This window comes from Martinezella rhizogenes, assembly GCF_000799715.1.
Classification (GTDB): Bacteria; Pseudomonadota; Alphaproteobacteria; order Rhizobiales; family Rhizobiaceae; genus Rhizobium; species Rhizobium rhizogenes_C.
Window position 1 is genome coordinate 59,638 of the sequence record NZ_JUHG01000014.1, and the last position, 13,946, is coordinate 73,583.

The 13,946-nt window shown below is 60.1% G+C and carries 10 protein-coding genes; 8 read left to right on the plus strand and 2 right to left on the minus strand.

Annotated elements, in window-relative coordinates; all coding sequences use genetic code 11:
• Positions 1–34 precede the first annotated feature (34 nt).
• From EX00_RS17750 to pncB, 6 genes are all read left to right on the plus strand, one after another.
• Positions 35–1,873 (plus strand): extracellular solute-binding protein, encoded by a 1,839-nt coding sequence (locus EX00_RS17750; protein WP_047460637.1) that lies wholly within the window; start codon positions 35–37, stop codon positions 1,871–1,873.
• Between the two features lie 175 nt (positions 1,874–2,048).
• Positions 2,049–3,140 (plus strand): microcin C ABC transporter permease YejB, encoded by a 1,092-nt coding sequence (locus EX00_RS17755; RefSeq protein ID WP_047460640.1) that lies wholly within the window; start codon positions 2,049–2,051, stop codon positions 3,138–3,140.
• Positions 3,140–4,291, plus strand: coding sequence for an ABC transporter permease (locus tag EX00_RS17760; RefSeq protein ID WP_047460646.1), 1,152 nt, complete (start codon positions 3,140–3,142; stop codon positions 4,289–4,291). Before EX00_RS17755 ends, EX00_RS17760 begins: the two co-directional genes overlap by 1 nt.
• The gene (locus tag EX00_RS17765) at positions 4,288–5,925 is read left to right on the plus strand and encodes an ABC transporter ATP-binding protein (protein ID WP_047460648.1); all 1,638 of its coding nucleotides are present in this window, start codon (positions 4,288–4,290) and stop codon (positions 5,923–5,925) included. The genes EX00_RS17760 and EX00_RS17765 overlap by 4 nt, the downstream gene beginning before the upstream one ends.
• A gap of 11 nt (positions 5,926–5,936) precedes the next feature.
• Positions 5,937–6,896, plus strand: a complete 960-nt coding sequence (locus EX00_RS17770) for a 2-hydroxyacid dehydrogenase (RefSeq protein ID WP_047460650.1) — start codon at positions 5,937–5,939, stop codon at positions 6,894–6,896.
• Positions 6,897–7,091: 195 nt separating this feature from the next.
• A complete protein-coding gene (gene pncB, locus EX00_RS17775) occupies positions 7,092–8,396 on the plus strand; it encodes a nicotinate phosphoribosyltransferase (protein WP_047460651.1) in 1,305 nt (434 codons plus the stop codon).
• A gap of 182 nt (positions 8,397–8,578) precedes the next feature.
• On the opposite strand, the gene EX00_RS17780 is transcribed toward pncB, so the two are convergent.
• Positions 8,579–9,493, minus strand: coding sequence for a LysR family transcriptional regulator (locus EX00_RS17780; RefSeq protein ID WP_234709049.1), 915 nt, complete (start codon positions 9,491–9,493; stop codon positions 8,579–8,581).
• A gap of 87 nt (positions 9,494–9,580) precedes the next feature.
• Here EX00_RS17780 and EX00_RS17785 point away from each other — a divergent pair, with 87 nt between their 5' ends.
• The gene (locus tag EX00_RS17785) at positions 9,581–10,234 is read left to right on the plus strand and encodes an SDR family NAD(P)-dependent oxidoreductase (RefSeq protein WP_047460655.1); all 654 of its coding nucleotides are present in this window, start codon (positions 9,581–9,583) and stop codon (positions 10,232–10,234) included.
• 296 nt (positions 10,235–10,530) lie between these two features.
• Positions 10,531–12,708 carry a mechanosensitive ion channel family protein gene (locus EX00_RS17790; protein WP_047460658.1) on the plus strand — a complete coding sequence of 726 codons (2,178 nt, stop codon included), beginning with the start codon at positions 10,531–10,533 and terminating at the stop codon, positions 12,706–12,708.
• Positions 12,709–12,746: 38 nt separating this feature from the next.
• Here EX00_RS17790 and EX00_RS17795 read toward each other — a convergent pair whose 3' ends face one another.
• Complete coding sequence (locus EX00_RS17795; protein ID WP_047460661.1) at positions 12,747–13,817, minus strand: LacI family DNA-binding transcriptional regulator; 1,071 nt, start codon at positions 13,815–13,817, stop codon at positions 12,747–12,749.
• Positions 13,818–13,946 lie beyond the last annotated feature (129 nt).

A 13,946-nucleotide genomic window follows, 5' to 3' on the forward strand; every position in this document is an offset into this window, starting at 1 on the left:
GCTTGATTCCATTCAAATCATCGGGAGATCATGAATGGCGTTGTCGCGGTTGAAAGCGGGCTTGGTTGTTTCTCTTTTCTGCCTGCTGGCCTTGCCGGCCCCATCCAGCGCCGATGAGCCGCAATTCCACATCGGCACCGCCATTCTCGGCGACCTGAAATACCCGCCCGGCTTCAAGCATTTCGATTACGTCAATCCGGATGCGCCGAAGGGCGGCGAGTTGAAGCAGTCGAGCAGCGGCACGTTCGATACGCTCAATCCGGTCTTGTTCAAGGGCAATCCCGCCGACGGAATAGAGCTGGTCTACGATACGCTGCTAAAGAAGGCGGATGACGAGGCCAATTCTTCCTACGGTCTGCTTGCCGAGGGCGTTTCCTATCCCGATGACGTTTCGAGCGCCACCTTCCGGCTGCGCGCCGAGGCGAAGTGGGCCGATGGCACGCCGGTAACACCCGAGGACGTCATCTTCAGCTTCGAGAAATTCAAGGAGCTCAATCCGCAGACGGCCAGCTATTACGGGCATGTCGTGAGCGCCGAAAAGACCGGCGAGCGCGACGTCACCTTCCGTTTCGATGAAAAGGGCAACCGTGAGATGCCCTCGATCCTGGGCCAGCTTACCATCGTGCCGAAACATTGGTGGGAAGCAAAAGGCCCCGACGGCAAGCCGCGCGACATTGCACGCACGACGCTTGAGCCGGTCATGGGGTCCGGTCCCTACAGGATTGCGTCCTTCCAGCCGGGTGCTTCGATCCGCTACGAACTGCGCGACGATTATTGGGGCAAGACCCTGCCGGTCAACGTTGGCGAGAACAATTTCGGCGCGATAAACTATGTCTATTTTTCCGATTACGACGTCGCGTTCGAGGCTTTCCGAAGCGGTGTCATTGATTACTGGCAGGATAATTCGACAAGCCATTGGGTGACCGGCTATGATTTCCCAGCCGCCAAGGACGGCCGCATCAAGCGGGACGAATTGCCCAACACGCTGCGCTCGGTCGGTATCATGCAGGCCCTGGTTCCCAACATGCGCCGCGCACAGTTCAAGGACCAGCGCGTGCGTGAGGCACTGAACTATGTTTACGATTTCGAGGAACTGAACCGAACCCTTTCCTTCGGGAAGCTGACGCGTGTCGACAGCTTCTTTTTCGGTACGAAATTCGCCTCCTCGGGCCTTCCGCAAGGGGAGGAACTGAATGTTCTGAATAGCGTCAAGGACAAGGTTCCCGCGGAGGTCTTTACCGCACCCTATGCCAATCCCGTCGGTGGCGATCCGCAGAAGGCGCGCGACAATCTTCGCAAGGCCGTCGCCTTGTTCAAGGAGGCGGGCTGGATTCTCAAGGGCAATCAAATGGTGAACGCGCAGACCGGCCAGCCGTTTTCACTGGAACTCCTGCTGAACAATCCGTCGCTGGAAAGATCGGTGCTGCCCTACATGCAGAGCCTGCGTCGCATCGGCATCGATGCCAGCGTCAGGACGGTCGATCCGTCGCAGTATATCAACCGTATTCGCAGCTTCGACTATGACATGATCTGGGTCGTCTGGGCGCAGACGCTGAACCCCGGCAACGAGCAGGCCGATTTCTGGGGCTCCGCTTCGGCCGGCCGCCAAGGGTCCCGCAACTATGCTGGGATAGCCGATCCGGGCATCGATGCTCTCATCCAGAAGGTGATCTTCGCAAAGGACGTACCGGAAAAGGAAGCGACGGTCAGGGCGCTCGACCGTGTGCTGCTCTCTCACCACTATGTCCTGCCGACCTTCTACGGAACCACCACCAGAATCGCCTATTGGGATAAATTCGACCATCCGTCGGCACTGCCCTATTACTCCATCGGTTTCCCCGATCTCTGGTGGTCGAAAAGCGCCGCAAAATGAGCGGCTCTTGCAATGGCGGGCGGGCTGGGCTCCAAATGCGCCACGCCGATTCGGCGGTTTTGGGTTGAAATGAATGACTGCGCCGGGCTTTACGCGGCGGAAGGGAAAGTGAATTGAACGACGGATGGATGAAGGCCAGGGCAGGCATGTTCCTCGATGAGGGAGTGACGGGCTGATGGGTGCCTATATCCTCAGGCGTCTGCTGCTGATGATCCCGACCATCGTCGGTATCATGGCGATCTCCTTCACCATCGTGCAGTTTGCGCCGGGCGGCCCCGTCGAGCAGATGATCGCACAATTGACCGGCCAGGCCGACAATGCCAACGGCCGTCTCTCCGGCGGTGGAGACATGCTCGGCCAGCAGGGGGGCGATGATAGCAGCTCGAAATATCGCGGCGCCCAGGGGCTCGATCCGGAGCTGATCGCCAAGCTCGACAAGCAATTCGGCTTCGACAAGCCGCCGCTGGAGCGCTTCGGGCAGATGATGTGGAACTATATCCGCTTCGATTTCGGCGAGAGCTTTTTCCGCAATACCTCGGTGATCGATCTCATCGGGCAGAAGCTGCCGGTGTCGATCTCGCTCGGTATCTGGATCCTGATCTTCTCCTACGCCATCTCGATCCCGCTCGGCATCCGCAAGGCGATCCAGGACGGATCGACCTTCGATGTCTGGACCTCCGGCGTCATCATCGTCGGCTATGCGGTCCCAAGCTTCCTGTTCGGCATCATGCTGATCGTGCTCTTCGCCGGCGGCTCCTTCTTCGACTGGTTTCCGCTGCGCGGCCTCGTGTCGGATAATTTCGCCGATCTCAACTGGTGGCAGAAGATCCTCGATTACCTCTGGCATCTCGTCCTGCCGCTGATCTCGCTGTCGCTTGCTGCTTTCGCCACCACGACGCTGCTCACCAAGAATTCCTTCATCGAGGAAATCAAGAAGCAATATGTCATCACCGCTCGCGCCAAGGGCCTGAGCGAGCGGCGGGTGCTCTACGGCCACGTCTTTCGCAACGCCATGCTCATTGTCATCGCCGGCTTTCCCGGCGCCTTCATTTCCGCTTTCTTCACCGGTTCGCTGCTGATCGAGAACATCTTCTCGCTCGATGGCCTCGGCCGCTTAAGCTATCTCTCCGTCGTCCAGCGCGACTATCCGATCGTCTTCGCGACGCTCTTCATTTTCTCGCTGCTCGGCCTGTTCGTCAGCCTGATCTCGGACCTGATCTACACCTGGATCGACCCGCGCATCGATTTCGAGCGGAGGGACGTTTGATGGACGCAGCGAACAACGCTCCGCCTGTAACGGTCAAGCCGCCACGCAAGGGCCTCTTCTCGCCGACGAACATTCGCCGCTGGCAGAATTTCAAGGCGAACCGCCGTGGCTACTGGTCCCTCTGGCTGTTCCTGATCCTGTTCTTCTTCAGCCTAGGGGCGGAATTCATCGCCAACGACCGGCCGATCCTCGTCTCTTACAAGGGCGAAATGCTGGTGCCGGTCCTGGTCGATTATCCCGAGGAGAAGTTCGGCGGCTTTCTGGCCCAGACGGATTATCGCTCCGGGGATATCGAGGACGAGATCAACGCCAATGGCTGGATGATCTGGCCGCCGATCCACTATTCCTACCAGACCGCCAACTCCAATCTGCCGCAGGGCTCATCGGCCCCGACCGCGCCCTTCTGGCTGATGAGCAAGGAACAGCGCTGCTCAGGCTATGCCCAGGGCGTCAATGACCCGAACTGCACCTGGAGCAATCTCAACTGGCTCGGCACGGATGACCAGGCGCGCGATGTCTTCGCGCGCATGATCTACGGCTTCCGTATCTCCGTGCTGTTCGGCCTGGCGCTGACCATCTGCTCGGCGATCGTTGGTGTTGCCGCCGGCGCCGTCCAGGGCTATTTCGGCGGCTGGACGGACCTTCTTCTCCAGCGTTTCATCGAGATCTGGTCGTCGATGCCGGTACTCTATATCCTTTTGATCATTGCCTCGGTGCTGCCGCCCGGATTCTTCATCCTCCTCGGCATATTGCTGCTGTTTTCCTGGGTGGGTCTCGTCGGCGTCGTGCGCGCCGAATTCCTGCGGGCGCGCAATTTCGAGTATGTGCGCGCCGCCCGCGCCCTCGGCGTCAACAATATTACCATCATGTATCGCCACCTGCTGCCCAATGCCATGGTCGCGACCCTGACCTTCGTGCCCTTCATCCTCTCCGGCTCGATCACGACGCTGACCTCGCTGGATTTCCTCGGCTTCGGCATGCCACCCGGCTCGCCGTCGCTGGGTGAAATGATCGCACAGGGCAAGTCCAACCTGCAGGCCCCGTGGCTCGGCCTCTCCGCCTTCTTCACCATGTCGATCATGCTGTCGCTGTTGATCTTCGTCGGCGAAGCCGTGCGCGATGCGTTCGATCCGAGGAAGACGTTCCGATGAGCGATAATTCGACCCCATTGCTGTCCGTCCGCAATCTCTCCGTCGCCTTTCATCAGGGCGGCCGGACCTCGACCGCCGTCGACGGCATCTCGTTTGATATCCATAAGGGCGAAGTGCTGGCGCTGGTCGGCGAGAGCGGTTCCGGCAAGTCGGTCTCGGCCAATTCGATCCTGAAGCTGCTGCCCTATCCGTCCGCGAGCCACCCCTCGGGCGAAATCCTCTTCAAGGGCAAGGACCTGTTGAAGGCATCGGACAATGAGTTGCGCGCCGTGCGCGGCAACGACATCACGATGATCTTCCAGGAGCCGATGACCTCGCTCAATCCGCTTCATTCGATCGAAAAGCAGATCATGGAAATCCTGGCGCTGCACCAGGGCGTGGTCGGCCAGGAGGCTCGTCGCCGCACGCTCGAGCTTCTCAACCAGGTCGGCATTCGCGAGCCGGAAAAACGCCTGAAAGCCTATCCGCATGAACTGTCCGGCGGTCAGCGCCAGCGCGTGATGATCGCCATGGCGCTCGCCAACCGGCCGGAACTCCTGATCGCCGACGAGCCGACCACGGCGCTCGACGTGACGGTGCAGGCGCAGATCCTCGAACTGCTGCGGGATCTCAAGGGCGTGCACGGCATGTCGATGCTGTTCATCACCCATGATCTCGGCATCGTCCGTAAATTCGCCGACCGCGTCTGCGTCATGACCAAGGGCAAGATTGTCGAGACCGGCACGGTCGAGGAGGTCTTCACCAACCCGCAGCACGACTATACCCGCCATCTGCTCGCCGCCGAGCCGCGCGGCGAGCCGCCGGTCAGCGACACCAGCAAGCCCGTGGTCATGGAAGGCTCCGACATCAAGGTCTGGTTCCCGATCAAGGCCGGGCTGATGCGCAAGGTGGTCGACCATGTGAAGGCGGTCGACGGCATCGATCTGAAGCTTCGCGCCGGCCAGACGCTCGGCGTCGTCGGCGAGAGCGGCTCCGGCAAGACGACGCTCGGCCTGGCGCTTGCCCGGCTGATCTCGTCCAAGGGCCGCATCGCCTTCGTCGGCAAGGATATTGCCGATTATTCGTTCAAGGAGATGCGGCCGCTGCGCCGCCAGCTGCAGGTCGTCTTCCAGGACCCCTATGGATCGCTCAGCCCGCGCATGTCGGTCGGTGACATCATCGCCGAGGGGCTGAAGGTGCATGAGCCATCCCTGTCGGCGGAAGAGCGTGACCAGCGCGTCTGCTGGGCGCTGGAGGAGGTCGGCCTCGATCCTCTGACCCGCTGGCGTTTCCCGCATGAATTTTCCGGCGGCCAGCGCCAGCGCATCGCCATTGCCCGCGCCATGGTGCTGAAGCCGCGCTTCGTCATGCTGGACGAGCCGACATCGGCGCTCGACATGAGCGTGCAGGCCCAGGTCGTCGATCTCCTGCGCGACCTGCAGCAGCGTCATGACCTTGCCTATCTCTTTATCAGCCACGACTTGAAGGTGGTGAAGGCGCTCGCCAACGACCTGATCGTCATGCGCTTCGGCAAGGTGGTGGAGCAGGGTCCGTCGGCGGATATTTTCCGCGCGCCGCAAGAGGATTACACCAAGGCGCTTCTCGCCGCCGCTTTCAACATCGAGGCCGTGCCCACCGCCGCCATCCAGCAATAGAGACAAGCGCCATGTCGATCAAAAGTCCCGTTCTCGTCGATCTCAAGTTCAATCCGGAGAGCGTTGCCAAGGTCCTCAAGACCTCGTTTAGCGATCGCGGCAGCATCAATCTTGCCGATCCTGCCACCAAGGGCCTGGATCTGAGCCATGTCGACTATGCACTTCTGTGGAAGCCGGATGCCGATCTCTATCAGCGTGCGCCCAACCTCAAGATCATCTTCTCCGGCGGCGCCGGAGTCGATTCCCTGATCACTGCCGCCACTCCGCGAGATATTCCTATCGTTCGCTTCGTCGATCGCAGCCTGACGGTGCGCATGTCGGAATGGGTCGTGCTGCAATGCCTGATGCATCTGCGCAATGTCTGCGGTCACTTCAGGCACCAGCGTAAACACGTCTGGGGCCGGCCGGCGGGGCTTGAGGCGCGCGATGTCACCATCGGCGTCATGGGTCTCGGCGTTCTCGGCCTCGATGCCGCCGCCAAGCTCAAGGTCATGGGCTTCGACGTCATCGGCTGGTCGCGGCAGAAGAAGCATATCGACGGCATGGAAACCTTCGACGCCAGCGAGCTCGATGCCTTTCTCGCAAAAACCGATATTCTCGTCGGCTTGCTGCCGCTGACGCCGGAAACAACCGGGCTCTACAACGCCTCGCTGTTTTCGAAGCTTCGTCGCAATGGTGCGCTGGGCAAGCCGGTGTTCATCAATGCTGGGCGCGGCAAGAGCCAGGTCCAGGCCGATATCGTCTCGGCAATCGAGGCCGGCATCCTCGGCGGCGCGTCGCTCGATGTCTTCGAGGTTGAGCCGCTGCCGGCCGACGACCCGCTCTGGGACCTGGAGAATGTCGTCATCACCCCGCATGACGCGGCGGTCTCGGAAGAATATTCGCTGATGCGGCATGTCGAGGAGCAGATCGCCCGTTTCGAAAGCGGCGAGCCGCTGCAATATCAGGTGGACCGCAGCCTAGGCTATTGATCGAGGCCGTCGAAATAGCTGAAAACTTAGGCATGCATTGCCGGTAAAGCGCAGCCGCGTGTCCAAATGATTATCAATTTTGCTTCAGTGACTGGACTTTCCCTCAACTTTTTTTGATAAGATTAGAACTGTATCCGCCCGCCGGCCTGTGTGGCCGCGGCGTGAGGTGGGCGCAGGGAGACGGGCAGGAACGACATGACGAAGACCGATATTGCCGCCCGTGTCTATAACCATACCTGGAAGCTCGACCCGATCGTCCGCAGCCTGATCGATACGGATTTCTATAAGCTCCTGATGCTGCAGATGATCTGGAAGCTCTATCCGGATGTCGATGCCACCTTCTCCCTGATCAATCGCACCAAGAGCGTCCGGCTCGCCGAGGTGATCGACGAGAAGGAATTGCGCGAGCAGCTCGACCACGCCCGCACGCTCCGGCTTTCGAAGAAGGAGATGATCTGGCTGGCGGGTAACAGCTTCTACGGTCGCGCCCAGATCTTCGAGCCGGAATTCCTCACCTGGCTGTCGAATTTCCAGCTTCCGGAATACGAGCTGTCGAAGCGTGATGGCCAGTATGTTCTCGACTTCCACGGCTCGTGGAAAGAAACGAGCATGTGGGAAATTCCCGCACTCGCCATCATCAACGAGCTTCGTTCGCGCACGGCGCTGAAGGCGCTCGGTCCTTTCACGCTCGATGTCCTCTATGCACGCGCCAAGGCGAAGATGTGGGAGAAGGTCGAGCGTCTCAGGGAATTGCCCGACCTGCACATTTCCGATTTTGGCACGCGTCGCCGTCATAGCTTCCTTTGGCAGCGCTGGTGCGTTGAGGCGCTGAAGGAAGGTGTGCCCCACGCTTTCACCGGCACGAGCAACGTGCTGCTCGCGATGGATTCCGATCTCGAAGCCGTCGGCACCAATGCGCACGAGCTGCCGATGGTGGCAGCGGCCCTTGCGAAGACCGACGAGGAACTTGGCAAGGCGCCCTACAAGGTGCTGCGCGACTGGAACCGCCTCTATGGCGGCAACCTGCTGGTGGTCCTGCCCGATGCTTTCGGCACGGCCTCCTTTCTGCGCAACGCCCCGGAATGGGTCGCCGACTGGACCGGCTTCCGTCCGGACAGCGCCCCGCCGATCGAAGGCGGCGAGAAGATCATCGACTGGTGGAAGAAGATGGGCCGTGACCCGCGCCAGAAGCTGCTGATCTTTTCCGACGGTCTCGACGTCGACGCGATCATCGCCACCTACAAGCATTTCGAAGGCCGTGTACGCATGGGCTTTGGCTGGGGCACCAACCTCACCAACGACTTTGCCGGCTGCGCCCCAACCGAGATCCACGGCCTCAACCCGATCTCGATCGTCTGCAAGGTTATCGAAGCCAACGGCCGCCCGGCCGTCAAGCTCTCCGACAATCCGCAGAAAGCGACCGGCGAACCGGCCGAGGTCGAACGCTACCTGAAATTCTTCGGCGCCGAGGACCGCGTCGATCACGAGGTGGTGGTTTAGCGGCGGTATCCCAAGAGAACCAATTTATGGTTCTTTGCATGAGGTCCTTCCGCCTACTGCATCGTCCGCCCCTCCTGCTTGAACAGCGATCATCTGCCGTTCTCCCAGCAATATTGATCCGGCGAAATAACATAGGGCCCGTCGCTGAGATCGGTGCAGTGCCGCCGGTCTTCGACAGGAATCTATAGAGACTGCCGCTTCAGCGCCTGAGCAATCTCTTCGACGAAAGCCCGGGTCTTTCCCGGAGCCATTCCTCCGGGCGGCGTCACCGCAAACACACCGATATCTTCTTCCGTTGCCCATTCGGGAAGGATGCGTATGAGCTTGCCGCTTGCGAGGTGAGGCGCCGCCAGCCAGTCAGCGGAAAGGCTTATTCCTGTTCCCGCAATCGAGGCGAGCACGAGCGATTCCGCATTGTTGGCGGTGAGAGGACCGCTTGGGCGGATGGAGACACGCTCATTTCCCATCGTCAGCGTCCAGTCGGGCCAGCCTATATGGCCCGTAAAGCCGAGACACGCGTGAGTGCGCAGATCTTCTGGAATCGATGGGCGGCCGTTGCGGGCCACATAGTCTGGCGAGGCGACGAGTATGTTCTTGAAAGAATAGATCTTCCTCGCGATGAGCATGCTGTCCCGGATGTTACCGACCCGGATCGCTATATCATATCCCTCGGCGACAACATCGATGACACGGTCCAGGAATACCGCATCAAGGGTGATCTTGGGATACTTTGCGATGAATGCCGGGAACATCGGCGATATCATTTCTCGTCCGAACACCACTGGCAGCGATATCTTGAGGGCACCCTGCGGTTCTTTGCTGAATGTCGTAACCTCACGCGCTGCCGTATCGAGTTCCGCCAGTGCCGCTCGCGTCCGCTGGTAGTAGAAAGCGCCAGCTTCCGTCAGCCTCACGCTGCGCGTGGTGCGGGTGAGAAGGCGAACGCCGAGCCGCTGCTCGAGTTGGTTCACGCGGCGGGAAACCACTGATGCGTCGCGGCCGAGGCGCTTGCCCGCAGCAGTGAAGCTGCCTGTCTGTGCTGTTGCAGCGAATGCGTTCAGTTCGTCAAGGCTCGCGCCATCAGGCAATTCATGCACTCCCTGCAAAGGTTATTTGCTAAATGACATGATTAACCACATCCTTGCAAAGATGCACAATGCGGCGACTTAAAATGGAGTTTAGTTATGAAGACCTTTCTGAGCATCGGTTCAGGTCCCGGTATTGGCCTGGCAACAGCAAAGCGGTTCGCCGCCGAGGGTTATCGCATCATCCTGACCTCGCGCAATCAAGACAAGCTGGAAGGCCTGTCAGCCACATTGAAACGCAAGGGCTACACAAGTGAGACCGCCACCCTCGACGTGTCCGACCCGAACGCCATCAAGGCCCTGATCGAAGGCCTAACCGGGAAGTACGGAACGATCGAGGTGATGCACTACAACGCGGCATCGCTGCGTCAGGCAACAATCGCAAGTCAGCCGGCTGAGAGCTTCGCCTCGGATCTAGCGATCAACATCGCGGGCGCCATGGTCGCCGTTCAAGCCGTCGCTGGACCGATGGCCAAAGGCGGCGAAGGGACAATCCTCTTGACCGGCGGCGGCTTCGGCCTGGCGCCCTCTCCCGACTTCATTTCTTTGAGCATCGGCAAAGCTGGCCTTCGCACCCTTGCTCTCGGCCTCTTCGACACACTGAAAGACAAGGGAATTCACATCGGCGTCGTCAATGTTGCGGCAATGGTTGCGCCGGATTCGCAAACCTCGGTCAATATTGCCAGCGAATTCTGGGCCCTTCACAACACTAGCAAGGATAAGTGGCTCGCCGAGGTAACCTACTCCGAATAGCCATCGCGGACGCCAGCACCAAGTTGCACGCTATAAAAACGGTTATGTCAAATCTCGCGTAGCAATGTCGCGTGGTTCAATCACGGCCACGGAACTGCCAACACCGGTAATTGTTCATGCGGGCGATCCGATGATGGATGCTTCAACAGGACGGCTTCCTCGCAAAGCCTAACGTGCCGCCGCCGGCGTGCAATGTCGATCCCAATCGCTTGCAGCAATGGCGTAAGTACCTGCTTGTGTGCGCAAAAAAGGCGTATAGTCTGCAAAATTGGCCGGTCAGGGGAAAGGCAGCGCATATGGATAATTTCGGGGGGCGCGGCCCGTCGGTCGCGGTACTGCTTCTATGTCTGTTTGGGCTTGCCATGCCCACTATGGCCTTTGCGCAAAATGCCGCCACGACGCCGGCGACTGTCGTTGCCGCGCCACCACCGGAGAAGGTCCGGGAACTCATCCAGTTGATGAACGAACCGGACGTCAAGCAATGGCTTGCGGCGCAGGTGAACCCCACGTCGTCAACCACCACCACTGCCGCCAGCGACCCCGGCATGGGCGGTGGCCAGATGTCGGAACTGTCGGATAAGCTCGGCCATACCCGCCGGCACCTGGAAATAGTATCGGGTGCGGTGATGACGCTGCCTTCCGAGGTGATGGCGGCATCCCAGAAGCTGGAGGCCGAGGGCGAGGCGGCTGGCCGGCTACGCATCGGCATCCAGGCGCTGGTGCTGTTTCTTCTCGGCCTTGTTGCCGAATGGGTGGTCGGGCGCTTGATCAACGCCAAGCATACGCAGCGGACAAAAGAGGCTGATGGTGTCGAAACCGAGCTGCAGGCCGCTCGCTTCCAGTTCATGGGCGGTGTTGTGCCGGCGATCGTTCACGGCCTGGCGACGCTGATCCCGCTTCTGATCTTCGACTGGCCGCCGATCATCGAGAGTTTCGCGATTGCCTGCGTCATCGCGTTCGTTTCCATGCGGCTGGCCATCTCGATCGGCAAATTGCTGATGGAACTGATCGCGATGCGCCGGGCGAGCGATGTTCTGGATGAAGACGCCGGTGCCGCGCGCATCGCGGAGCGCCGGCGGGTGGCGACGTATTGGTATCGGCGCTGCACCTTGTTCGCCATCTATTTCGCCTGCGGTTGGGCGGTGATGCAGGCGATCGTGCCGCTCGGCTTTTCCAATGGCGCCCGCTATCTCGTCGGCTACACACTCGGCATCGGCCTGTTCCTGATCGCCGTGGAAGCTGTCTGGTCGCGCCCGTCGCAGCCAGAAAAGCCTGGCAGAACAGCGATATCCTGGCTGCTGACGGTTTATTTCGCGGCACTTTGGTGCCTGTGGGTGACCGGTTTCGAAGGTCTGCTGTGGGTTGGCATCTATGTCATTCTGCTGCCGCGCGCGCTTTCGGTGTCGTCGCGGGCTGTGGAGGCATTGCACGATGCGGCCGGCGGCGTCTTCGGTGCCGGCAGTGTTGCGGCCGTATTTCTAGATCGCGGCGTTCGTGCACTGATCATCGCGTTTGCCGCCTTCTGGCTTGGCCGGATGCTGGGCGTCGAGGCGGATATGATGATGAGGGCGCCCGAATCCGGCATCGACCGCATCGCACGCGGCATTCTCGGTGGCATCGTCGTCCTGCTTGCCGCCGACCTGATCTGGCACCTGGCGAAGACCTATATCGACGGCAGGCTGATGCAGGCATTGCCGCTCGTCAGCGATTCCGAGGAGCTGAGGGCCAGCCGGGCGCGGCTGCAGACGCTGTTGCCGATCTTCCGCAATATCCTCGCGGTCGTCATCGTCATCATCGCGATCATGATGGTGCTATCGGGGCTGGGCATTCAGATCGGGCCGCTGATCGCTGGCGCCGGCGTTGTCGGCGTTGCCGTCGGCTTTGGCGCCCAGACCATCGTCAAGGATGTCATCAGCGGCATGTTCTATCTCTGGGACGATGCCTTTCGTGTCGGTGAATATATCGAAAGCGGCAACCACAAGGGCGTGGTGGAATCCTTCAGCCTGCGTTCGGTGAAACTGCGCCACCAGCGTGGGCCGCTGGCGACAGTGCCTTTCGGCTCGCTCGGCGCGGTCAACAACATGAACCGCGACTGGGCGATCGACAAGATCATCGTCAAGGTCACCTACGATACCGATCTGGTGAAGATGAAGCGGATCATCAAGGATATCGGCCAGCGCTTGTTGGATGATGAGGAGCTTGCCCCCAACATCATCCAGACACTGAAAATGAAGGGTGTCGAGCAGTTCGGCGATTTCGCGATCGAGATCCGGCTGGCATTCACCGCCAAGCCCAACGAACTCTCCGCCATCCGCCGCAGCGCCTTGGCGATGATCAAGCAGGCCTTCGACGAAAACGGCATCCAGTTCGCCTTCCCGACCGTGCAGGTGGCGGGCGACAGGGACGCCGCCGCCGCGGCTGCTCGACAGTTGATCGAGATGCGGACGGCGAATATCGAACAACAGGCTGGCTAAAGCAATTCGAGGAACTCGCGAGCTTTGCCTGCGTTACTTTATGTTTTCGGTGCCGCGGTGCTGCCACGAACCATCAGGGTCACCTCGATTATCTCTCGCTCGATCGGCATGGCGTCGTCGATAACCGCCCGTACAGCGCGTTGGGCGATCTCGGCAAAGGGTTGCGCCATCGTCGTCAGGCCCGGTTCCACCATGCCGCCCTCCGGCACGCCGTCAAAGCCAATAATGGAGACGTCTTCCGGAACGGTAAGACCTCGTGCCGCCAGCCAAGTCATGGCTAACATTGCGATGTTATCGGACATCGCGAGGATGGCGGTCGGCGGCTCCGGCATTGAAAACAGATGCTCGAGACATGTCTCGACGCTCGCCTTGTCGTTGTTGGTTTCGTAGATCGGAACATCCTGACGCTGGATGCCGGAGGCCTCGAGCGCCTGCCAATAGCCGATAGTGCGATCACGCGAAGTCGAATAGATCGCCCGCTCGATCTCGCCAATGCCGACAGGTCCGACACGATCGTTGACAAATTCGGTGGCAAGGACGGCAAAGCGCCGGTGGCCCAGTTCCGCCAGATGCGTGGCCGCTGTCGCAGCCCCCCTGACATTGTCGACGCTGATCGATCTGATCGACGGATCATTGCCATTCAATGCCAAGGCAATGAAGGGCAATTGCCGCTCGTGCGTCAGCTGCACGAGTTGTTCGCCGCCTTCCACGCACAATAGGATGAAGCCGTCCACCAGGGCGTTCTTGATATTCCAGTCCAGCCGATGCCGATCCTTGGCCGAAACGAGTGCAAGCCCGGTGCCGCTGGCATCGCAAACCTGGGCAATGGCCGCCAGCAGCGCCCTTGCCCAAGGATCGTCGAAGAAATAGGCGAGCGGCTCCACGGCCGCGACGCCGATGGCGTTGACCTTTCCCGCTCGCAGCAATCGGCCGGTGAGGCTCGGACCCGGATATCCCAGTTGTCTGGCCGTCTCGAGAACATGCTCGCGCACTTCATCGCGCACGACATCAGGCCGGCTGAAAACATTGGAAGCCGTTCCCTGCGATACCCCCGCCGCCTTGGCGACATCCGCGAGCTTGATGGTGCCCTTGACCAATATCGCCTCCATTTTCACTCCAAGGCACCTTAGCATGAAATTGTATCGGTTCAATTCTGGTTGACGGGAGAATTTTCAAGCGTAGGATTGAACCGATTCAAAGAGATAATCCGAATCGAGTTTGAATCGATTCAAAAATGA

Bases quoted from the DNA above. Each gene is read 5' to 3' on its own strand.
- EX00_RS17750 (WP_047460637.1), top strand. From the start codon at position 35: ATGGCGTTGTCGCGGTTGAAAGCGGGCTTGGTTGTTTCTCTTTTCTGC.
- EX00_RS17755 (WP_047460640.1), top strand. From the start codon at position 2,049: ATGGGTGCCTATATCCTCAGGCGTCTGCTGCTGATGATCCCGACCATC.
- EX00_RS17760 (WP_047460646.1), top strand. From the start codon at position 3,140: ATGGACGCAGCGAACAACGCTCCGCCTGTAACGGTCAAGCCGCCACGC.
- EX00_RS17765 (WP_047460648.1), top strand. From the start codon at position 4,288: ATGAGCGATAATTCGACCCCATTGCTGTCCGTCCGCAATCTCTCCGTC.
- EX00_RS17770 (WP_047460650.1), top strand. From the start codon at position 5,937: ATGTCGATCAAAAGTCCCGTTCTCGTCGATCTCAAGTTCAATCCGGAG.
- pncB (WP_047460651.1), top strand. From the start codon at position 7,092: ATGACGAAGACCGATATTGCCGCCCGTGTCTATAACCATACCTGGAAG.
- EX00_RS17785 (WP_047460655.1), top strand. From the start codon at position 9,581: ATGAAGACCTTTCTGAGCATCGGTTCAGGTCCCGGTATTGGCCTGGCA.
- EX00_RS17790 (WP_047460658.1), top strand. From the start codon at position 10,531: ATGGATAATTTCGGGGGGCGCGGCCCGTCGGTCGCGGTACTGCTTCTA.
- EX00_RS17795 (WP_047460661.1), bottom strand. From the start codon at position 13,817: ATGGAGGCGATATTGGTCAAGGGCACCATCAAGCTCGCGGATGTCGCC.